17 protein-coding genes and 1 pseudogene are annotated in these 23,282 nt (G+C 44.9%); 3 read left to right on the top strand and 15 right to left on the bottom strand.

Annotated elements, in window-relative coordinates; all coding sequences use genetic code 11:
• Positions 1–75: 75 nt before the first annotated feature.
• The 13 genes and pseudogenes from AMS66_RS15440 to AMS66_RS15380 form a co-directional block, all read right to left on the bottom strand.
• Positions 76–5,640 (bottom strand): S-layer homology domain-containing protein, encoded by a 5,565-nt coding sequence (locus AMS66_RS15440; RefSeq protein ID WP_053781662.1) that lies wholly within the window; start codon positions 5,638–5,640, stop codon positions 76–78.
• A gap of 484 nt (positions 5,641–6,124) precedes the next feature.
• Entirely contained in the window at positions 6,125–7,498 is a 1,374-nt protein-coding gene (locus tag AMS66_RS15435; protein WP_053781661.1) for an ABC transporter substrate-binding protein, read from the bottom strand.
• Positions 7,499–7,801: 303 nt separating this feature from the next.
• Positions 7,802–8,623 carry a carbohydrate ABC transporter permease gene (locus AMS66_RS15430; RefSeq protein ID WP_053781660.1) on the bottom strand — a complete coding sequence of 274 codons (822 nt, stop codon included), beginning with the start codon at positions 8,621–8,623 and terminating at the stop codon, positions 7,802–7,804.
• A complete protein-coding gene (locus AMS66_RS15425) occupies positions 8,620–9,486 on the bottom strand; it encodes a carbohydrate ABC transporter permease (RefSeq protein ID WP_407944549.1) in 867 nt (288 codons plus the stop codon). Before AMS66_RS15425 ends, AMS66_RS15430 begins: the two co-directional genes overlap by 4 nt.
• A gap of 496 nt (positions 9,487–9,982) precedes the next feature.
• Positions 9,983–11,800 carry an APC family permease gene (locus AMS66_RS15420; RefSeq protein ID WP_053781658.1) on the bottom strand — a complete coding sequence of 606 codons (1,818 nt, stop codon included), beginning with the start codon at positions 11,798–11,800 and terminating at the stop codon, positions 9,983–9,985.
• A gap of 292 nt (positions 11,801–12,092) precedes the next feature.
• The gene (rhaD, locus tag AMS66_RS15415) at positions 12,093–12,938 is read right to left on the bottom strand and encodes a rhamnulose-1-phosphate aldolase (protein WP_053781657.1); all 846 of its coding nucleotides are present in this window, start codon (positions 12,936–12,938) and stop codon (positions 12,093–12,095) included.
• Positions 12,939–13,330: 392 nt separating this feature from the next.
• Positions 13,331–13,852, bottom strand: coding sequence for a GNAT family N-acetyltransferase (locus AMS66_RS15410; RefSeq protein WP_053781656.1), 522 nt, complete (start codon positions 13,850–13,852; stop codon positions 13,331–13,333).
• 119 nt (positions 13,853–13,971) lie between these two features.
• Positions 13,972–14,652: an MORN repeat-containing protein gene (locus AMS66_RS15405; protein WP_236703439.1), complete on the bottom strand. Its 681-nt coding sequence runs from the start codon at positions 14,650–14,652 to the stop codon at positions 13,972–13,974.
• Positions 14,653–14,837: 185 nt separating this feature from the next.
• Positions 14,838–15,125 carry a hypothetical protein gene (locus AMS66_RS15400; RefSeq protein ID WP_053781654.1) on the bottom strand — a complete coding sequence of 96 codons (288 nt, stop codon included), beginning with the start codon at positions 15,123–15,125 and terminating at the stop codon, positions 14,838–14,840.
• 176 nt (positions 15,126–15,301) lie between these two features.
• Positions 15,302–15,790, bottom strand: a complete 489-nt coding sequence (locus tag AMS66_RS15395) for a DinB family protein (RefSeq protein WP_053781653.1) — start codon at positions 15,788–15,790, stop codon at positions 15,302–15,304.
• 27 nt (positions 15,791–15,817) lie between these two features.
• A complete protein-coding gene (locus AMS66_RS15390) occupies positions 15,818–16,819 on the bottom strand; it encodes a helix-turn-helix domain-containing protein (protein WP_053781652.1) in 1,002 nt (333 codons plus the stop codon).
• A 224-nt stretch (positions 16,820–17,043) separates the two neighbouring features.
• Complete coding sequence (locus tag AMS66_RS15385) at positions 17,044–18,012, bottom strand: alpha/beta hydrolase (protein WP_053781651.1); 969 nt, start codon at positions 18,010–18,012, stop codon at positions 17,044–17,046.
• Positions 18,013–19,105: pseudogene (locus AMS66_RS15380) on the bottom strand (LLM class flavin-dependent oxidoreductase).
• A 301-nt stretch (positions 19,106–19,406) separates the two neighbouring features.
• Here AMS66_RS15380 and AMS66_RS15375 point away from each other — a divergent pair.
• From AMS66_RS15375 to AMS66_RS15365, 3 genes are all read left to right on the top strand, one after another.
• Positions 19,407–19,991 (top strand): TetR/AcrR family transcriptional regulator, encoded by a 585-nt coding sequence (locus AMS66_RS15375; protein ID WP_053781650.1) that lies wholly within the window; start codon positions 19,407–19,409, stop codon positions 19,989–19,991.
• Positions 19,992–20,201: 210 nt separating this feature from the next.
• Positions 20,202–20,468, top strand: coding sequence for a DUF2642 domain-containing protein (locus tag AMS66_RS15370; protein ID WP_407944546.1), 267 nt, complete (start codon positions 20,202–20,204; stop codon positions 20,466–20,468).
• A 348-nt stretch (positions 20,469–20,816) separates the two neighbouring features.
• The gene (locus AMS66_RS15365) at positions 20,817–21,413 is read left to right on the top strand and encodes a hypothetical protein (protein ID WP_201782182.1); all 597 of its coding nucleotides are present in this window, start codon (positions 20,817–20,819) and stop codon (positions 21,411–21,413) included.
• Positions 21,414–21,631: 218 nt separating this feature from the next.
• Here the strand turns inward: AMS66_RS15365 and AMS66_RS15360 are convergent, their stop codons facing one another.
• Positions 21,632–22,675, bottom strand: coding sequence for a flavin-containing monooxygenase (locus AMS66_RS15360; RefSeq protein WP_181014127.1), 1,044 nt, complete (start codon positions 22,673–22,675; stop codon positions 21,632–21,634).
• 219 nt (positions 22,676–22,894) lie between these two features.
• On the bottom strand, positions 22,895–23,131 hold the full coding sequence (locus AMS66_RS15355) for a hypothetical protein (RefSeq protein WP_053781647.1): 237 nt from the start codon (positions 23,129–23,131) through the stop codon (positions 22,895–22,897).
• Positions 23,132–23,282 lie beyond the last annotated feature (151 nt).

The raw sequence follows: 23,282 nt of genomic DNA, 5'->3' as shown, positions 1-23,282 counted from the left end.
TCGTTTGAATATCGGAGTTAGCCGTTCAGTAAAAAACTGAGTTTTTGCTCTGCTCCGGTGGCACATGATTCGATCTTATTGCTTGGGCTGTAGCTCACTTGCTGACATCAGCAATGTCACAACTTCAGCACGAGTTGCTTCAGTGAGCGGATTAAACATGTTCTTGCCTGTACCCTTCACCAGTCCTGCGTCGTATGCAGCTGCGATGTAAGGTGCGGCCCATGCAGGTACTTTTTTCGCATCTGCAAAGGTTAATGTGGGATTAGACTTAACCGGAAGACCCAATGCTCTTACAAGCATAACGGTCATTTCCACACGCGATACTTTGCCGGATGCACGAAACGTCTCATCCGTATATCCACTGATGATTCCCTGTTCTACAGCTTGAGCAATAAATGATTGGGCCCAAGTCGGAATTTTGGAAGCATCCTTAAATGTCAACGTCTTGCTGCTGGCTGGAAGTTCAAATGCTATTGCCAGCATCACAATGAACTCGGCGCGTGTTGCCGGTGCATTTGGACGGAAATTACCGTCCTGATATCCATTCACAATTCCCCGGGAAATGGCCTGCTCAATGGCCGCTGCTGCCCAGTGATTGCCGATATCTTTCAAAACTGTACCCGGATTGGTTGGTGTAGTACCACCACCGTTTCCATTACCCGGGACAGATGGTGTTGTAGGTGTGGTCGGTGTTGTAGGATCCGTTGGTGTTACAGGTGTAGTCGGTGTTGTTGTACCTCCACCACTGCCCGGATTACTTCCATTATTTCCACCGCCATTACCAGGAGTGCCTCCATTACCATCACCCGGAAGAGCGGAGCCCTTCAGATCAGTAATGCGGCCTTCCGTCATCTGATTTACCGTACCTACACGGTCCAGATGTTCATGGAAGATTTCATAATCGACCAAGTTCAGTTCATAGTATCGTTTGTCATCCTTCGCTGCTCTCATGGCGCGGTAGAAGTCTCCCCCGTTCGCCATAAACGAGTTCGTTGCTACGATGTAGTATCCGTTTGGATCGATGTCTGTGTACGTGCCATTGGCATTCTTAATCTGTACTTTGAGCACCCGTTGACCGACTTGGGTTACCGTATTGGTTATCGCATCAATTTTCTCGCTCTGCTTCGTGGAATCGTAGTAGAAACGCATGCCTGAAACTTGCGGGAAGCGCCCTTCTCCTGTTTCCACACCGCTCACGCCATTTTCCAGCGCAGCCGTAATTTCCTTACCTGTCATTTTCAGTGCAGAAAGGTTGTTGCCGAATGGCATTACGGTCAGCAGATCCCCCAGCGTGATATCTCCTTTTTGGAACGAAGCCCGAATACCTCCACCGTTTTGGATGGCGACATATCCTTTAACGTCGTTTTCCTTCACGATGGATTTCACTTTCTCCAGCATGCCGTCTGTCATCAGGTTACCAAGGTTTGTTTCCTGCTTGCGTACACTGCCGCGTTCGCCATCCAGAAGTACATTCGTTTTACCGATGACTTCTTTTTTGAACTCGGCCAGTGGTCCTGCATAGCTTTCCAGTTTCTTTGCTGCTTCCTTATCATCTGCGTATACATATTGACCGGAAGTATCTTTCGCATCCAGGTTCAAAAGTTTGCCGTTCCATGTTTTCAACACGCCTGCTTCATCAAACGTAACATCCAGTTGACCCAGGGAAACGTCATATTCTCCTGTCTGTACGACCAGCGTCGGATCGGTGTGTGTCTCTACAACCACTGGTTTGTTCAGAATGGTGTGTGAATGACCACCAACTACGATGTCGATGCCTTCCACCGCTTCTGCCAGCTTCAGGTCTTCCGAGTAACCCAGATGCGTCAGAGCGATGATTTTGTTGATACCTTCATCTTGCAGCATGTTCACTGTTGCCTGAGCACTTGCTTTGTAATCCTTAAACTTCAGATCATCTCCCGGCGAGGACAGTGATACGGTATCCGGTGTCGTCAAACCAAAGATTCCGACTTTCTCGCCGTTTACTTCCGTAATAATGGCCGGATAGATTTGAGAATTCTCGCCTGGATTTCCGATATTACTGTTGTACAGGCCACCCAAACTCGCATCCTTCGTATAGTCAATATTGGCACTCACAAATGGGAATTCCGCTTTTTTAATAAATTCCTTGAGCACGCTTGGGCCTTTATCAAATTCATGATTTCCGAAGGTCATGGCATCGTATCCGATCATGTTCATGAATTCCAGATCCGCCAGACCATTAAAGAGATTGAAATACAATGTACCCGAGAATACGTCCCCGGCATCCAGCACCAGGGTGTTATCGTTGCGTGTTTCTTTAATCGCTGTTACACGGCGCGGGATGTTATCCAGATGCGCGTGTGTGTCATTCGTATGCAATACTCGCAGGTTAAAGTCGCCTTCTTCCGCTGCGCTTCCAATGCTCAGCTGTGCAAGCAACGGATCATGGTCACTGACACGTCCATGTGAGTCTTCGAAATCAGCATTCACATGTACGGCTTCAATTGCTGCGGTATTCGACAGGTTTTTGCTCACCAGAATGTGATCCAGTGTCTGGGAATTTCCGTCATAAATGTATGAATAACGTTTGTTCTCTGGCAGTTTGTTTACCAGATTGTCCAGTTCATTGCCTTGAACAATATTCAATGTTCTGGAAAACTGGAAGTCATTGAAGTCTCCAAGAACAGCGACATTGATCTCAGGGTCTCTTTCGATTAATTCAGTTACAAATTCATTGACAATCGTTGCTTGCTGCGCACGTTGCACTTCACTGCTGCGGGTTGAAGGCTGGACATTACCAAATGGGGCTAAATCTCCACCCTTCGAATTGAAATGGTTAGCGATAACAACCACACGTTCACCATTAAATTCAAACTCTGCCGCGAGCGGTTTTCTTGAAGTTTTGAAAGCCACATTATCTGGATGAATGCGCCCTGGATTCAGCGATAGGTTCCCACTTGCATCAAGGGCCAGTGCGGTTGTTGCATCGCCTTTGGTACCTGCTTTTAAGGATACCCGATCCGGATTGTACAGGAAACCTACACGAATATTGCCTCCGGTTGCTCCACCATCCATATTATTTACTGGCGCAATATCGGTATACTGATAGCTTGGTCCATTATTACTTTTAATTGCATCCAGAAGCGTTTTGAAACTCTCACTTGCATCTGTGTTTCCGCTATCTGTTGCGCCGTCGTTATCCTGAACTTCCATAATCCCTATGATGTCAGGGCTTTTCAGATTGTTCACAATAATTTTGCCGATCTTATTACCACGTGTCGCATCTTTTTTACTAAAGTTCTCCACGTTAAACGTCGCAATAGTCAGCTTGTCTTGTTGCGGTTCAATTGAGGTTGTTGCCTGTTGTAAACCACTGGACGTAATCGGAGGCAAGTCGCCTTCCAAGGTCACCTTATAATTACTACCCGAATAAGAAAGCACACCATTAATCGGACCTGTAAATTTATCACCCGTGGTCACAGCTTGAGAAGGTTTTTTATTAATGAACAAGCGTTGAGTATTTAGAGAACTCTCAAACTCTCCTGCTCCGTCTCCACGTAAGATCAATCCTCCTGCCGGAGTCTGCAATGGATTATTAGGTTCGTTGTTTATCGTCACTGCTAATCCAGGATTGTAGGAATAAGGTCCAAGAATAGTAGCATTATCTAACTGAATGCGCATGCCTTCCAGACTTTCATAGAAATCAATGGCATCCACGTCCGGGTTGAATTCGCTCAATCCATCCGAATCAATGACATTCGGAATTACGCGACCACCTTTTCCAATGATTACGGGTTGTGGCAATTCAACATTGGGTTGTTCCACAGTAATCTCAGAAGCAACAATTTCAGTGGTTGGCAGGTCTGTTGCACTTGCTGCATACTCTTTGACTTGACCCGAGACTTTTACTTGGTTCTTAACTTTCATTCCATGATCTTTCTTATAAATCAAGATTCCCTCAGAGGTTGCCGGATCTCCATCTTCCTGACCAGGAATGGATTGCATATAGAATGAATCTGCGTTAACTAGAGATGTAACAATCCCTTCTACATTCTGTACTTTTAGTCCGTCATAAATGGAATAATGGCCTGCCCCCTGAATTTCATGAATCCGTACACCATCCACTCGATCCACCGCAGTATACTCGAAAGAAAAAATGGCGCTTACTCTGCTATCAGCAGTGGCAACAGCTTTAATGATTTGATCTTCATTAATCGTAATAGGCTGTGTGTATTCCGTCGAATTCACGGTTGGTTCAGAACCATCCAGTGTATAAAAAATTTGGGCAGCGACATAGGGAGAAGACAACGTAACTTCTGTTCCTTTTACAATGCCACCCGAAGGTGTGCTCGCTGTCACGGAGAGCAAATCTTCCAGAATATCCGACGCCGTTCGAGGAATCAATTCCAGACCGTAAGTGGAATGGTAAGTCAAGACCCCTGTCACTTTATGATACGATTTGCCAACGGAGAGAGCAGAAGGGCTGTTCTTGGCATAAATCAGCATTTCCCCGCCTTGTTTATCTGTCGCAGTGTAAGTAGGTGTGTTGCTTTTTGTCACTTGAATATTGTTTACTTCGACAAGCATCCCTTCATACTGCCCTCCGGTACCCTTGCTTCCTCCCGCACCCGGAGCAAAATGGGATGAGTTGAGCGGTACAGGTGAAGGTAGATCCTGTGACTTTTCGACAGTCCGAATATAGCCACCCTGAAATCCAGATTTGCTCGCTTCAACCTGGACAAGGCCGTTGTAGATCGTAATTGGGCCGTAGGCTTCAATCCGGTCTCCTACTTCCACACCAGAAGCATTACCGCGCACAACGATCCCGGCATCGTTGTCTTGAATATACAGATTGAATACACCAGATAATTCACTGTAGGTTACTATGCCTTGAACGGTAACAGTCGTATTTTCAGTTGCTTTTCTTGCCTCGGAGATTGGAATAGGGGTTGTGTCGACGAGGGTGTAATCGAAACTCGTAACGTCACTATTGTCGATCCCCTCTTTGACCGCGTAGGTTTCAATGTGAGTTGCATCATTTACCGTGATGGGCACGGTGTAGGGAAGATAATCAACATCCGTATTCTGCTTGTAGTATACAGCTGCACCGACTGTGGCTGTTTCCAAGGCCACCTTGGTCCCTGTTGGAACTGCGCCTGATGCAGGATTGGCTGTGACGTTTGCCACTTTAGTTACAGGAGTTTCATCGATCAGTTGGAAGGTTGTTGAGTTATTGTAGTGTATACCTTTGGAGCTGAAGTACTCAGCTATATTACCATTGCTAATACGAACTTTGGCTTTATACAAGGAAGGATTACTTTTCAGTCCGAAAATACTTCGAGGTGCAGAGGTGGGTACCTGAACAGGCATCATTTTGCTGATATTTGTTTCATCAGGACTATCGGCTATTGCAAAATTGGTATCCAAGGTGAAATCCGGGTTTAACCTTACATTTGGGCCACTACTGTAGGTTCCTACAACATATCCTTCGATTGAAATGTTCGAATCTCCAAAATTAAGATTAAGCGCCTGAGCAACGGTCAATGGATCGTCCGCCGCAGCTGCCTTACTGCTGAACAATCCAGCCGGAATGGCACCTGTGATGAGCAGGACCATAGCCAGGAACAACCTGAGCCACCTCTTCATTTGCAGAACATGCATCTTTTACCTACCTCCATATTTTAAATTCGTAATCATTTGTTCATGAAGCTTGTACATTAGTTCAAATATAAGATAACTGAAGTTTTATTACATGTAAACAATATTCTTTTTATGTGATACAAAATAGAACATATACATCACAAAAACTATAACTAAAATAAAAAAAGTAAAAAAGTACTACTTAACAGCTTTCATATGTCATATTAATTACTTTTACAGCAAAAATCCGTGTATAAAAACCTATTTTGAGTAACTTAATCTTACATGTAAAGGGTGCGAATCTCTGTATTCGACATTTATTGACAGATCTCCCTGTGCCCCATTCGCCTGAAAGCGATTTTGTTCAAGCTCTTTTCACAGCAAAACGATGCGACAGTCTGGGGTGACCATCGCATACGTCTTACTCGTTATGACATCCTAAGTTAAGCTATACATTTCAACTTTGCTAAACCCAGCTTGAATTTTTCCTATTTCAAGCAATATGTTACTTCTTCACCGTGCTGTTATACTGTGCAATCTTGTCTGTAATTTGCTTCGCTGCTGCATCCAATACGTCTTGTGGTGTACCTTGTCCATTCAGGACCGTTTCGATCGCTCCTTCGACAATTTGACGGGCTTCGGGGAATACACCCATTACGGCCCCGGATGTTGCTGTCGAATCAGCGGAAGCATGCAATTGGTCGACTGCTGTCTGGAATTGCGGGTACTTCGCCATATTATCCTTTAATACTTGTTCATCGTAGGCTGCTGTCGTAATAGGGAAGTATCCTGTCGCAACGCTCCAGTTGGCTTGTACCGCAGGTGTAGCCAGATACTTAATGAATTCCCAAGCGGCTTGCTGTTGAGCTTCGGATTTGTTGTTCATGATATACAAGCTTGCGCCACCCACCACGACGCCGCCTTCTTTGGCATCTGCAGGACGAGGCAGGAAGCCGGTTCCCAGCTCAAACTTGCCACCAGCACCCTCTACAATTTTGCGCAATCCAGCGGTGGAATCCAGCGTCATGCCGATTTGCTGTGCGGTAAATGCAGCGGTCGTATCGTCTGTGCTACGTCCCAGATTGGAGACAGTTTTCTCATCCATCATTTTTTTCCACCATGTCAATGTCTTCACTCCGGCTTCGGAGTTCAGCGCGGATTCAGTGGCTGCACCGTTTCTTCCGTTACCATTGTTTACATAATCTGCATTCTGGTTCGCGAAGAACTGTTCCATAAACCAGCCATAGATCGCCATGGATGCGCCCGGTTTACCGTCTTTCGCCAGTGCCTTCGCTGCTTGCTCAAACTCTTCATATGTCTTAGGCGGGTTCTCTGGGTCCAAACCGGCTGCTTTGAACATGTCCTTGTTGTAGTAAAGAATCGGGTTCGATGTGTTAAAAGGCATTGCGTTCAATTTTCCATCAATAGTGTAATAACGGATAATGTTTGGTTCCAATTGGGACAGGTCAAACTTATCTTTATCAATAAATTGCTGTACTGGCGTAATCATGCCCGAGTCGATCATGAACTTGCTGCCGATCTCGTATACCTGGATAATGTCCGGGCCGCTGTCCGAGCCCATGGAAGCTTTGAGTTTGTTCAAACTCTCATCGTATTTCCCCTGATAGATTGGCTTTACCTGAATATCCGGGTGACTTGCGTTGAAATCGGAAGCGAGCTGGTTAATGGCTTTTTCCCCTGCACCCGACATCGAATGCCACCATGTCAGTTGTACCGGTTCAGCTGCTGCGGCATCTGCCTGGGCTCTGCCCGTTGTGCTTGTCGTTTCGGTTTTCCCGCCACAAGCGGCCAATACCAGCATAAGTGCAGCCAACATCAATGCAAATGTACCTCTTTTTTTCAAACGAAACCCGATCATAATCGCTCTCCTTTTTTTGGGCTCACGTCACAATAAAATCTTGGAGATGTCACGGAGTGGTCGTTACGGTTACGAATCGTTCTTTCGATCGCTGTTATCTCCGGATTTTTTTTCATTCCCCGTCAGAGGGGAAAATCCGGAGATAAAGGCGAACGCCTCGCTTCTTCAGAATCGATTTCGTTCCCTCCACTACTACCGTGGTTTATCTTCTCAACATCTTATTTCAAGAGTGAGCCTTGTTTATTCGCTCCTGGGTATCCAAACCGCCAACCTTTTAAATCCTTAAAACAAACCTTACTCCCACTACCCCTTCAGCGCGCCCGCGGCCATACCGCGGACAAGCTGTTTCAAACCGAAAACCAGAAGCAGCAGCGATGGCAAAATCACCATAGCCGTACCGGCAAACACCAGATTCCATGCTGTGGATTCCTGGAACTCCAGCATCGAGATTCCGATTTGTACGGTCCTCATCTCTGGCGTATTCGTGACAAGCAGCGGCCACAGATAGGAGTTGTACATACTCAGGAACGAATAGATCGCCAGTGTTCCAAGTGCCGGACGTGACAAGGGTAGGACATGGGATACAAAATACCGGATATGCCCGCAGCCATCGATCTTTGCCGCTTCAAACAACTCTTTTGGCAGCAGCATGAAGAATTGTCTCAGCAGGAATGTACCAAACGCCGTTGCCAGGAACGGTATGGTCAGCCCTTGATACGTATCCAACCAGCCCCAGCTGCGCACCGTCAGATAGTTCGGGATCATGGTGACTTCCCAAGGAATCATCATCGTCGCTACAAACATGCTGAAGATGACGTTCTTGCCCTTAAACTCCATTTTCGCGAATGCATAGGCTGCCATGCTTGCTGTAACCAGCTGACCAAGCATCGTAAGTCCTGCGACCAGGAATGTATTGCCGATAAACGAACCAATTGGAACGATATCGAATACTTCCGTGAAATTGGACAGGTCTATGGATTGCGGGATGATATGAGGCGGATACGCACTGGCATCCTCCGGCGTCATTACCGCCATGAAAAAGGTGTACAGCACCGGATAAAGTACGAGTGCCGCACAGATTGTAAGCAACACATACAGCAATATTTTGGTCCATGGTGATCTCATTGGTAATGCACTTTCCTTTCCACCCATTTGAACTGAATCAGGGTCAGCAACATAATGACCGCGAACAGGATAAGCGCCTGCGCACTGCCCGTCCCAAAGCGGAAATTAACGAAGGCTTCCTGATAGATGGAATAGACGAATACATTGGTACTGTCCATTGGGCCGCCCCGGGTAAGAATATTGATCTGACCAAATGATTGGAACGCACCAATGATCGATACAACTGTGACGAAAAACAGGGTTGGCGACAACAGCGGCATCGAGATTTTGCGAAAAGTAAGCAACGGACCTGCACCATCAATCTTTGCGCTCTCATAAATTTCTTCCGGTATGCCCTGTAATCCGCTGGATAGAATAATGTAATTGAATCCGAGATTCATCCAAATCGTCATGATGGAAATCGATATTAACGCCCAATCCGGGCTGGTCAGCCAGGGAATTGGATCGATTCCAATTTTTCCTAATAAATAATTCAGCATGCCCAAGGTCGGATGGAACAAAAACTTCCAGATGACCGCCGATGAACCGACAGATAATACCACGGGCAGAGAGAATACAAACTGGAATATACGCATTCCCTTGAAACGGTTGTGTGTTAATGCCGCTAGAATCAGAGCTGCCAGCATGCCGGTTGGCACGGTAAACAGGACAAATAGCAACGTTACTTTCATGCCTTGCAGGAACAGTCCTGACTGGAATACCGCCTTGAAATTGTCTAGTCCGACATAGGCTGCAATCTGTCCGGTAGGGTCCGTGGAATGCATACTCAGGTACACCGATTTAAACATCGGATAAAACAGGAACACTGCGAATAAAAGCAGCGATGGTGCCAGGAAACCATAGGCCAGCATATTTTCCCGCATCCGCTGCACACGCAGCGATGCTGTTCGGCGCTGACTCGTATTGGATACGCGCCGTCTGGCAGCAGGCAAGCTGATCCGGTTGTCAAGCTCACTCATCGGATTTTCTTCCCCCTTGATCTACGCATTCGGTGTGTGAACTCATCACCCACGTTATCTAGTGTAAAAGCCAACTGTCACAGCAGAATCTGTTCTGAATCAACGCAGCGTTAATCGTGGACAAGCGACTTTACCAAACAAGGGAGGTTAAAGAGGTTTGAAACCGGGGGCTGTACACAGCAAAAAACCGCAAGAACTCCCTTGATTCGGGAATATTCTTACGGTTTTATCTGTAAAGGGAAGATGAACAATGATTTGATATAAACTCAATAAATTTAACAGAAAACTGGATATTTAACGTTAACGCAAAACGATCAGTTGAAATTTTATAAGAAAATGGATGGCATATAAGCACATTAAATACTCTTCTCATGCCATTGCCCATTGTAGAAGAATCCCACTAACGATTGAGGTGGTACGGCACAGTCGTGACAATCACATCTTTATAATTGATCAGGTAGGCTCGAATCATAAAGCTGGTCTGGTTATGCAGTACATTTTGCCACCAATGCTTGGTGATGAACTGTGGAATCAGAATCGTGATATGGTCCGTCTCGGCCGTTTTCCATTCCACGGTATCAATAAATTTCTTGAGCGGTCCCATAATGCTGCGATATCTCGATTTGATCACAACCAGGCGAACGCCCGGGTTCCACTCTTCCCACTTCTGCTCCATTTTACGAATGGCTTCATCATCGAACCCGATATACAAAGCAACCACATGATCTGACATCGTCTGCGCGTAACTGATCGTATTCATCACGACCCGGGTAATGCCAGCCACCGGTATGATAATTGTATTGCCCTTTCTCACCGGTTTCTCCAGTTGGATGTCAATCCGCAGTTCATCCGCGATGTTGCAGTAATGACGATGAATGCGCATGAACACATAGACGACGAGTGGCAAGAAAATAAAGATAACCCATGTTTGCGTGAACTTGGTGAATATAAATATCAAAGTAATCGACAGGGTGGTCAGCATACCAATCGTATTGACAAGCAGCTTCACACGCCAGCCAGATGGTTTGACTTTGATCCAGCGAATCATCATGCCCAGCTGCGACAGGGTGAATGGAACGAACACGCCCACTGCGTAGAGCGGAATCAGGCTTTCCGTATTTCCTTTGAATCCGACAACCAGTAAGGCAGACATCACACTGAGAAAAATAATACCGTTCGAGAAGCCAAGGCGGTCTCCTCTAACCATAAACATATGCGGCATATATTTATCCTTGGCCATCATGAAGGACAACAGCGGAAAAGCGGAATACGCCGTATTCGCTGCAAGGAACAGGATCAGTGCCGTCACACCCTGAATAATAAAATACATTGTGCCCCTGCCAAATGTGGCTTCGGCAATCTGGGAAATGACTGTGGCTTTGGGATCGGGCTTCACTCCGTAACCATAAGCAAGTAACGTGATGCCGATAAACATGGCTCCCAGAATACAACCCATAAGCATCAAAGTTCCTGCTGCATTTTTCTCAGCTGGCTGCTTGAAGTTCGGAATGGCATTACTCACCGCCTCAACCCCGGTCAAAGCCGAACAACCCGAGCTGAATGCCTTCAGCAGCAGAAACAGACTCACATGAGACATACTCGTTCCGAATTCAGGAGCCGCAGCTTCCATGCCACCAGCGAGAAATTTGATCCCCCCGGATATAATCAGAATCGCAATGGAAAAGATAAACAGATATATGGGGATCGCCAGTACGGAAGCAGATTCCGTCACTCCCCGCAAATTCATTATCGTCAAAAATACAATCATGATCAGTGCAATGACTATACTGTAATCATGAAGCATCGGAAAGGCAGATGTAATTGCATCGGTCCCTGCAGACGAACTTACCGCAACAGTCAGAATATAATCGACCAGCAGAGATCCTCCGGCAATCAGGCTAGGAGCCGTACCGAGGTTATCCTTGGCTACGATATACGCGCCGCCCCCTGTTGGATAAGCAAAAATCGTCTGGCGGTAGGAAAAAATTAAAATGACGAGTAATCCCAACACGGCAATGGAGATTGGAACAGAGTACCACAAGGCCGCGAATCCGGCCGCAACGAGCACCAGTAAGATCTGCTCCGTACCGTAGGCAACGGACGATAGGGCATCGGAGGATAGAATGGCGAGCGCCTTCCATTTCCCCAATTTTTCTGCATCCAATTCAGCCGATTTCATAGGCTTGCCTATTAAGATTCTCTTCATTTTGCCAAGCATGATCATAACTTCCTTCCATCAATCATCTGTGAAGCATTGTTATTATGCAAAATCGCTGAGCCATTGACAATACGTCATTTCACCTCAATTTCGTCAGCTCGTGATAATGCATTCTACGATTCAATAATCGATAACAAAGCCTCGCTTTATCAGCTTTTTGAACTTTTTTGAACTAAAACGGCGTTTGTTCGCCGAAAAAAAGGAAATGGCCTTCGGTTTAATAAACCAAAGACCATTCCGTATTAAGCTGCGTTGGAGCTCTTTCTTTTATACGAATCTCGATCCGTCAAACCTATATATTCAAAATGCCAGGACGTGGAGTGACACCGAAAGCTTCGGCCAATGTAACTAGCTGCTGATCCGTAATTCTCTGTCTGATCTCATGACCTGCAACCAGCATATACACCTGTGCCGCCTTCTCTATGGTCTCTATAAGTCCAAAAGCTTCATCAATCGTTGTACCCGTTCCAAAGATCCCATGCTGCGGCCAGATGACCGCGTGGTATTCCTTCATTTTCTCAGCCGTTTCCCGTCCAATTTCATTCAATCCAGGCACCATCCACGGAATAATACCAACGCCGTCAGGAAATACGACAACACATTCCGTACACATCTGCCACAGCGTCTTTGTAAATTTCAGTTCATCCAACTCATGGATAAATGTCATCGCCAGGACGTTGGTCGCATGGTTGTGCATGACAACCCGGTGTTTCGGGTCGACTTTCAGACGCTCGATATGACTCATAAAATGCGTAGGCAATTCACTCGTTGGGTTCGCCCCCGACTTTAGCCCCCACAGCACTTCCAGCTCCTGTCCATCATTAGATACACGCAGCAACCCCAGATTGCTCTCTGGATCAGCCAGTACATTTTTGAAATATTTGCCTGAAGCTGTCACGATAAAATACTTGCCTGCCAGCTCCTGCATCGAAAAGGCAGGTTTAATCTTGCGGATCACATGGTTGATATCGATATATTTGGCGACCTCCTCTTCCTCTAGCAAATAGCTGACATTGCCGCCATTGCGTTCATCCCATCCATTTTTCCACATATGTTGAGTAATCTCCGCCATCTCACGGATAAATGGAATATGGAATCCAGCAGCCTGAGTTGTTTCATTCGTAAGGGTCACGTTCATCATCATTCTCTCCTCATGATAAAAAATAGAATGGCTGTCACGTACATAGTAAGTTCCTTTTTTCACATTGATTATACCTTTGTTTATCTTTATAAGTCAATAATTCAAAGGTTTATTCACTTCTTTTATTTTTGTTTATGTTTGTTTTTTGTATTTTTATAAAAATAAGCAAAAAAATACCTCACCGGCGTCCGGCGAGGTCAGTCACACATCTATCTAACACGAGAAGGGGTTTACAAGAATAATCTTACCTCTGCTACCTTAATAGAAGCTGAAAATGAAATAAAAAAACGATGAAAACCCATTTACCAAAAAATTACGGTCATCGCCGCTGTTCATTCAATCAAGCTATATGCTTAAAGACTCTGAGTTACCCTGAATGTACAAAGTATTTATTCCTTTTTCAACAAATAGGATGGGTGCATCAGCCCTGTCGGTTCATAACGCTCATCGCGTACATATTGAAAGCCCAGCTTGGACAGCATGTGACGTGACACTTCATTATCTGGATGATGGCCGGCAAACAACGCTTTAACCTTCAGTTCTCCAAATGCATAGTCAATCACTGCCCGTGCCGCCTCCATGGCGTAGCCCTTACCCCAGTAATCCCTGGTAAGATGAAATCCCAGTTCATATATCTCTTCTTCCGGAGAATACGGGCACAAGCCGCAGCAACCAACGAAGACTTCCGAATCTTTCTCAAAGAGAGGCCAATATTGCACTCCCACCTCTTCTTGCCTTTTTATTTCCTGCGTCAACCGAGCTTCCACTTCATCCTCGCTAAGAAATCCCTTGCTGCTAATCCACTTCGTTACCTCATGATCTCCCCATAGAGCTGACGCCAGAGCACGGTCTTCTTCATTCCATGTCGAGAATACAAGCCGCTCGGTTTCAAGGAACGTTGTTCTGTTCATGTCCAATAACCTCCTGTTTCACAACATCAGTCTACTACTACTTCTACAATGAATTACTCGAATAGCTGCCTCAGTAAACAAAAATTTGATTGTACCCGTTATATTTCTAAGAATAATAGCTATAATTTCTGAGCCAGTTTCTCAAACTGATTAATATGAGGCTTAATCTCTTTTTCTACACTTTTGATAAAAGAACTAAATTGCTTCTGACTGAATTCATCTCCAACACCGACATCTTTGTATACTTTTCCTTTTTGGTATGTAAATGAAAAGAAATAACCGACCTTCAATCCATCTAAAATATTTTCTGCACCGCCCAGTATTTTAAGACTTAAATTTGAATCCTTGTACGCAAAGTAATAAGGTGGGTCATACTCTCCATGTCGAACATCATACCCTGAGACCCACTGATCCTTAGCAAAGGTCCCTTTCTGAATACGATTTTCAAGCATAACTGCTTCGTAGGATATTTCTCTGATCTCCAGTTCACCCTTTCCATCCTTTTTGTCATTCTTCCAATAGCCGTCGTACTTGAGGTCTGTAACACGGTCCTTATCACTTGTCACTGCTTTGTAGACACCATATCCTGAACGTTTGCCCGCTACCCAGTTTCCTTTATAAGCCTTGCTCTTTCCCCAGGTCATCGTCCCATAGCCATGGGGCTTGCCATTCTTAGTTTCACCATAATAAGTTACTCCATTTCCAAGCTCCAAGGTGCTCATTGAAGAGGCTGCATCTAAATTGTGTGGAGACATGAATAATGATAAACACAAGGTTAATCCCAAAACGTACAACAACATCCTTTTCAAAATTACAATCTCCCTTTCGTTTTGATATAAGAATATCAATCATTCTTATAACAACTAATTAATTTTATAAAGACCCTAGTATAATATCACTTCCACCCCAAATACATCCATAAAAAAAAGAAAAAACCTCTGCCGACAACATGTCCGACAGAGGTCCACAAAGCACGCGACATTCATTAGAAATCAGATGTTGCGATCTGAATCGTGCCTGTTGAAGCACCTGCGGGAGTAGTCAACAAAGCAGCTACGAGCAGCAAATCAACAGACAACGTAAGGCTGTTGCCAGCAGGGACCAAATATGTGATCACTGGAGCGTTAACACGAGTTACAACCAGGTCTACCGGAAAAGGACCAAAATTGTTCACTGTGATGCTGGCATTCGTGCCTCCAGCAAGGTTTTCATAATACGATTTACCCACACTAGCCGCTAAAGCATAAAATTGTTGCGGTAAAAGGATGGCCATGGAAATCACCTCCTTTTGCTTTGATACGGTATTCTATGTTTGGAATCTATTAATGTAACGGTAAAATGACCGTGTTATAACGTCCATTTTGATAGAGATGCTAGACTAAAGTAATCAAAAAGCCCCGCCAGATCATCCGGCGGAGCCACTTACACGAAACTCATATTCTAAGATTCTTAAGCATACAGCATGAAAAAGTTCAACTCATGCCCCTGCTGTTTGAGATAATTATACAACTGTGAACGGTGATGGAACACATGTGTTAGCGTTTCAATCTGCCATTGGACTTGCAAATGACCATGCTCCATATAGAAAGCTTTGGTTGAGCGGTTCAACAGATCTTCTTCGCTCAGTGATACAATATAAGCTTTGTAGGCTTCCAAATTGGCCCAGAGTGTTGCCTCTAGTTTTTCAATGTCCTCGATTCCCGACAGGTTATTTTCCACCACGCCTACCTCTGCTTCGCTCTTCTCTTGCATAATCGCAAGGTCCGATGCGGTGATCTGAATAAAATGATGGACTAGTTCCACCAGTGAACGCATATTCTCCTGCGGGCGATAAGCCCAATCCTCTGGACGGATCAAGCGGATCAGGCTCGCCCCCGTACGCACTCCCGTCTCCAATTCATGGAGCAGATGATCTCTAATTTGCAATGTTCCATTCATATATGATATCTCCTTTACTATTCATTCTCACGATTTTAGTATAACGGAAGAGGCAATCGAGTTATTGTACAAATCGGACAACCTTTGTTGATGTTCTTTGGCAGCAGTCAGCGGGGTTTCTCCATAGAACTTACGAAATTGACGAATCAAATGGGCTTGGTCAAAAAAACCATGATTCAGGGCCAGTGCTACCCAATCTGCCGTATGCCCCTGATGAATACTGTCCAGGACACGGTGAAAACGAACCACCTCACTAAATCGCTTCGGACTAATTCCAATCCATTCTGCAAACTTCCGATGCAGCTGGCGTTCACTAACAACCTCTCGCATCGCCAGCTCACTGACGCTCATGCGTCCCCCATCGGTAAAAATGCGATGCAGCACGTTTTTCATCAGATCATTCTCGTATGAATTGGTTTGCACGGATAGTGGACTCAGATAGGTATTCATCACGTGTACTCGTTCTTCAAAGCTTTTCGTTCCAGCCATCCGCTCCTGAAGCTCACTCAGCTTGACTGGCCAACACTCCTCAAGCGGAATTCGTCTGTCCGTTAATTCTTCCAATGGTAAACCATGAAAGACATACGCCCCACCTGGAAAAAAACGCACTCCAAATGTGTAATTTTCGGCAGAAGCGGGCACATCAACTGGCTCAGGTACAGCGAACGGATGCGTATAATTGCCACAGTAACCATAGGAGTGTACCGAATGGATCGAATCATATGTAATCAGCATGTCCGTGCATCCATCCGGCAACACCCGAGCGGGTACAGACACATAAGGTTGATCTATACCTCCATCCATATAAGGATCCTTGGTAGACTGTAATGTGCCTGCCTCTTTTCGGGTCGGATACATATCTATTGCTGTACTCTGATTCTCTCCCGCGTGCGGAATAGAACCCGATTCCCAATAACAGGCTACATGAGCCATGAGGGAAACAGAAGGGATTTGCTCCATATAATACGTGTTTCCATCTGTCCCATTCATCTGAATGGGTCTGAACAGCGGATGCAGGCTGGGGTCCACGAACCATCCCTCCGTTACTAGCATTTATGTATGCATCTATCATACCATCAACCGATGAAATGTAGAAAAAAAGTGCCCCGCCGGACGATCCGACGGGGCTAGTCACACATCTATTTAACACGAGAAGGGGTTTACAAGACCTATCTTACCCCTGCTACCTTAATGGAATCTGAAATGGAGATGAAAAGAACATCAATTTTTATGGGCAATGTTGTTGCAGACATTTATTGCTCCCATGAAGGATTAAGCACACTAGCCATGGCCCGGATATAATCCTGGCTAGCCCGCTGGCTAACTTCCGCATCAGGTACAAACACTTCGAAGCAATGATAAGCACCGGGATAGAGGTGCATTTCGACATCCACTCCCGCTGCCGCAAGGCGTGTCACATATTCGATTGTCTCGTCTCGAAACAGATCAAGCTGGCCAACGCACGTATACATCGGAGGTAACCCTGCCAGATTTTCAGTTCTTGCTGGGACAGCGTAGGAAGGCATGTGGTGTTCTTCGTTCCCCTCCAACCTCTCCTTCTCTCCTCCAAGGTACATACTCCACGCCTCCAGGTTATTAGTCCGGTTCCATGTGGCATTTTGCTCCGTAATTTCATGGCTCGAAGCCGAAATATTCTGATCGTCCAGCATGGGGTACAACGGCATTTGGAAGATCAGGCTCGGCCCACCTTTATCACGGACCATTTGAGCAAGTGCCGCAGTCAGTCCTCCACCTCCGCTTGCTCCGGCAATTGCCACCCGGCTAAGATCAATGCCGAGTGACTCTGTTTCGTCCGTCATCCATAGCAGACCTGCGTAGCAGTCATGAAGGCCAGCAGGATAAGGATACTCAGGAGCCAGACGATAATCGACCGATACGACTACGCAATGAGCCGCTTGTACAAAGCGTTCACATAGCGCATCATCCATATCCGGATGTCCCAGCACATAACCTCCTCCATGAATCCACAGCATCGCCGGCAGCTTATCTCCAGTACGCTCAGACGGTTCATATATTTTGACTAGCATATCTCCTGCTGCCCCAGCAATCATTCGATTTGCGGTGCGTACGTCGTCCGAATTCTCGATTGGTGGGTTCACGAGCATCGCCCGGCTAACCTGCAATCCCCCCTTCAAATTAAAGCCCGGAAACTGGGATAATGTATCTCTTAATTCAGGTACCACCCGATCTACAAAACTCATTTACAATTCCTCCTTCAATGTATGTTCTCTATGATTTTTGTCATTCTCAGCTTCCCATTCGGCCAATTCTTCCCGCACCCGTGGTGCTACCTCTGTTCCGAGCAATTCGATCGCTCTCATCACCTGATCATGCGGCATCGTTGCAATGGGAACGTACATCATGAAACGTTGTAATGCCCACATTTTTGCGAAGGTGAATGATCTTCCGGGCAACCGTCTCTGGATCACCTACATACAGAGCACCGTCGTGGCTACGTGCGGCATCAAAGCTGGCACGAGTGTAATGCCCCCATCCCCGTTCCTTGCCGATTTTGTTCATGCCCGCCTGGGTAGAAGGAAAGAACAGATCAGCCGCCAGCTCGGTATCTTCAGCCACAAACCCCAGTGAATGCGACCCTACGGTAAGCTTCGAGACGTCATGTCCGGCATGTGTCGCTGCCTGCTTGTACAACTGCACAAGGGGCCCAAAATTCCGTCCCGGGCTCCCGCCAATAATAGCCAACGTCAACGGAAGCCCCAGCAATCCTGCACGAACCACCGATTCCTGATTACCCCCGCTGCCAATCCATATGGGCAAAGGACTCTGCACAGGCCGTGGATATACGCCCAGATTATGGATCGCAGGTCTATGCCCGCCTCGCCAGTTGACTATTTCGGACTTTTGCAGGTTAAGCAGCAGTTCCAGATGTTCATCAAACAGCTCATCATACTCACCTAGTTCATACCCAAACAAAGGGAATGATTCAGTAAAAGAGCCCCGCCCTGCCATAATTTCCGCACGTCCGTTCGAAATGCCATCCAGGGTGGCAAAATCCTGGAATACACGTACCGGATCAGCAGAAGAAAGAACCGTCACTGCACTAGTCAATCGAATGCGTTTGGTCAGGGATGCGGCTGCGGACAGCACCATAGCAGGGGAAGAAGCAGCATAATCTTTACGATGATGTTCTCCTACTCCAAATACATCCAGCCCAACTTGATCGGCAAGTACGATTTCTTCCACCACTTCACGCAATCGCTGTGCGTGACTTATGACCGCACCTGTTCGAAGATCGGGTGTTGTCTCCACGAATGAAGTAATTCCTAACTCCATATCTCATTTCTCCTCACTATTGGATTATCATTCACCAAAATAAATTACTGATCGGTATGTTATTTAGGTAGTTAATATATCTCAGCATTTCGCTTACTGTCAACCTATTTATTTTCATCAAACTCTATATCTTATTTGTTGTCTACATCATCAAAATGACCTTCGTTTGACAAATTATCGAGAGTTCTATAATATATATCATACTGATGAGTAAGAAATATTAACTATCAAAATACGATCCACATATCTAATACGAAATGATCTATACTTGAGAAAATATAAGTAACAAGGAGTATTCATTATGGCGAGAACACGCGAATTTGACGAAGAGAAAGTACTGGATGCAGCGATGCAGCTTTTTTGGGAAAAAGGATATGAGGCTACCTCATTAAGCGATCTGACTTCGAGGATGGGCATCCAAAGACCCAGTATATACTCCACTTTTGGAGATAAAAGAGAACTGTTCGAAACGTCTCTACGGAAATACACGATGGCCCGTGCCGCAGAGATGCGGACCAGACTGGCGGGTATTGCGTCGGTAAAAGAAGCTTTTCGTACTTTTTTTGCAGAAATCGTAGATGAAGAATACAATGCAGATCGACTCAGTCGTGGATGCTTTTGTATCAATACGATGGTTGAGCTTGCACCCCATGATGAGAAATTCGAAATTCTCACCCGGGAACATCAGATGTACCTTTCGGTTATTTTTCAGGAAAATATCGAGCGGGGAATGCGATCAGGTGAGCTTGATCATTCCATGGACGCCAAGGCTGTGGCGCAAGCGCTCATTGTATCGTTAATTGGACTGACCGTTTTCATGAAATCCCGCCCCAATCGTTCATTTATAGAAAACTCAATTCGAGTCACACTCTCCTTGCTGGATTAAGCCCAAGCGATGATAAGAAAAATAGCACTGCTGGCAAAAACGCCGGCAGTGCTTCATTCGTTTCACTGTAAACTTGACTCTCTGCGAGTGGCTGACAAACATACTACCTCATTCGGATTTTCCCAAATAATGTATTTTAGGTCGAACGCCCAGTCGTTCGGTTAGGCGATCGCATAGGATGCCGTATAAATGATTTGGGAGGTTTTTTTCTTGAATAATTATCCAATGATGCATCATCCAATGGCTAACTCACATTATGTGCCCCACATGCCTCATAACATTGTCGTTCATCCAGTGGATCATTGCGTAGTCGAAAGTCTAATGTCCCTGGTGGGAAAAGTCGTTATCCTGGAAACGACTCGCGGTAGACTGGATGGATGTGTCGTTACTGTTAAACATGACCATGTTGTACTGGAGGAAAGAAACAGGAAGTTTTTTGTGCGTATTGCCGAAATCGTCTGGATTATGACTGAGTAAATACCGATTGAGGGCTAACGAACCGAACACCTCTTAAAATGGAGGATTAGAGCACACTTAAGAGATGATTCCTGTACTGCACGGGGGTCATCTTTTTAGTCTGCTCGCTCCACTGTTCATATTTTTTAAAGAGACGAGTACAGGTTTAAAGTTTCCCAAAGGAACATTATAATGAGAGTACGAAATAACGATGCATTACGAGGTGAGAATTTGCAATATCTATTTACAATACTATTCATCATTAGCTTTATAGCTTTCTTCGTATTTCTTCTTTTGATGATCATATCCATGAGGAAACATAACCGGATAACAGTAAGGCACGTTATGCTAACAGCGATATGTTTTGCAATGGCTTCGATAGGAATGTATGGTATGTTGGCTTTATCTTCAAATCCTCCGCAATCATCTGGAAAAGATCAGACGGAAAAACACGAATCAGGCACTGCCACATCAGAGGAAGACCACGCACCTCTAACCCAAACGAATGCCTCTAGCTTCCATATGACAATGGAGGAATTCAAAAACAAGTTTAATGGCGCCGTGGGAAAATACCGACTGAATGGCTTGAGTATTACCCGCTTGAATATGAAAGACTCTTCAGAACAGGACACTGGCGCTTTCGAGTATGTATTCAATGATAAATTAAGATTGGTTGGTACATTAAATTCAGATCAAAAAGTACAAGAAGTCAGGTTGTACGGAACTGGTGATGTCAGTGAACCAACGGGTGGAATCCTGTTGACTGCTATCGCTACTCTTGTTCTGACAACCAATAATGAATACACATATAATGATGCGCAAGACGTGATTCAGGATATTGGCTTATTGGATCGTGATGTAAGTCAAAGTGAATTTGATGGAACGACTGTTCGAAATGGACTGGAATATCGCTTCAGCATACAGGATCATGATCACTCTACTTTTGAAATAACTGTTGCGAAATGAGACCCCAATGTGAAAGAGGCCACTCCATGAAGGAACGGCCTAACGTGTGATATGTACTGTTTGGATAGTTCAGTGTTTGTAATTGTGATCTTATCTTTTTAGGGGTCTTATCTTTGAAAGTGATCATCAAACAAATAATGCATATCCACGCAATTAATAGTTGCCACCAATCCAATGATGAACACCTCCACAATGCGAGAGTTACTCAATGATGTGTCTTACCTTTGAATCACATGATTAACGATCCTCTGAGCATCGTATTTAACCCATCCCAACAGTGCTGAACCTCGTGATGTTTGCCAAGGCAGCCCTACAAGGTACAGTCCAGCAACCGGTGATACTCCTCTCTCGTGTAAAATTTCACCTCGGGAATCAAAAGCAGTAGCGATATCAATCCAACCATCATTTCGTTTAAACCCAGTAGCCCAGATAATATTGTCTATCGGTGCCTCACTCCCATCCTCATATAGGATGCGGTTATCTATTGCATTCATAGCACGTGGACGCTTGTTAACTTTCCCTTTAGTGATCAACTCTTTTAACTCATAGCCATATACGTACTCAGGCTGATTTCGTAACCATTTTCCGACCATACGATCTGCACTTGCACGTAATACTCCGAGCTTTTCGAAATACCAGAATATACTTCGTTTCATGATATGCAAAGGTCTAAATGTTATATTTCGAGCTATGGATATGTATACGGTTTGTTTATCATCTGATGCTAACTCTACAGCAATTTGGGCGCCTGAATTCCCTCCGCCTACCACTACTGTTGTTCCAGGAAGCAATTGAGAGATATTTTTATATTCTGATGAATGAAGCTGAATTACATTCGCAGATAATGATTTCGCAAAATGAGGAACATTCTTGGTTTGGAAAGGTCCTGTCGCAACGATAATATTGCGCGCTTCAATTATTCCATCATTAGTTTCAGCATAGTACACCTCATCTTGCTTCGAGAGACGAGTGATTAAACAGTTTAATTTTATAGGAAGATGCATTTGTTTGGCGTAACTTTCAAAATAATCTGCAATTTCATCTTTGCTTGGCAGGCTGTTTTCATTTCCAATAAGAGACATTCCAGGTAATCCGTCATACATTCGTGGGGTAAAAAGACGCAAGGAATCGTACCGTTTACGCCAAGATTCCCCGACAGATGAGACATCGTCAACGATTAAGAAGGTTAACCCCGACCTCTGAAGATAGTAACCTGCTGCCAAGCCTGCTTGCCCAGCTCCGATAACCAATACATCATACATATGTATCATCTCCAATATCGCTTACGCATTAATATATGAGCACTTATTCATATATTTATTTTACTTAACAACTGTCTATTTAGCAATAGAAGAGAACATCACTACTTTTTTTTAAAAACATCAATATTAAAAAGACTCCCTCACGGGAGCCTTTAATCAGTTTATCCTAGTTTGCCTGTAACGTATCTATGATGCTATTCCTGATATGTTCGTTATTTATTACCTCGTGTATCGATCGATGTCATCGATCGCAGACTGGTGCTCTCTTCTATGATGATCTTCATGCTGACGAACGTCGTTTTTTAACTTGGCTAAGAATCCCCACCCCATAAATACAAGTAAAAGTACGGTAATCAGTGCATAAGCGAAGCTATATAGATTCATATAGAAGTTGATGAAAATTGCAGCGAGCATCAAGCCCAGAATCAACAATGTCCACTTTGTACCCTTTCTCAAATCATTTCCTCCTCCAGTCGTTACTGATAAGCTGTCTATGTATCATAAGATACGAGGTTTCAAACTTAGGGCTAGCATAAATCAGGGCACCTTTCTGCTTCAATGAAAAAAGACTCCCGATAAGTAAAGTGTACCCTTTGTAAAGGACATT

The organism is Paenibacillus xylanivorans (assembly GCF_001280595.1).
Taxonomy (GTDB): domain Bacteria; phylum Bacillota; class Bacilli; order Paenibacillales; family Paenibacillaceae; genus Paenibacillus; species Paenibacillus xylanivorans.
Note: the sequence above shows the minus strand (reverse complement) of the source record. Positions and strands in the feature narration are given on the sequence as shown.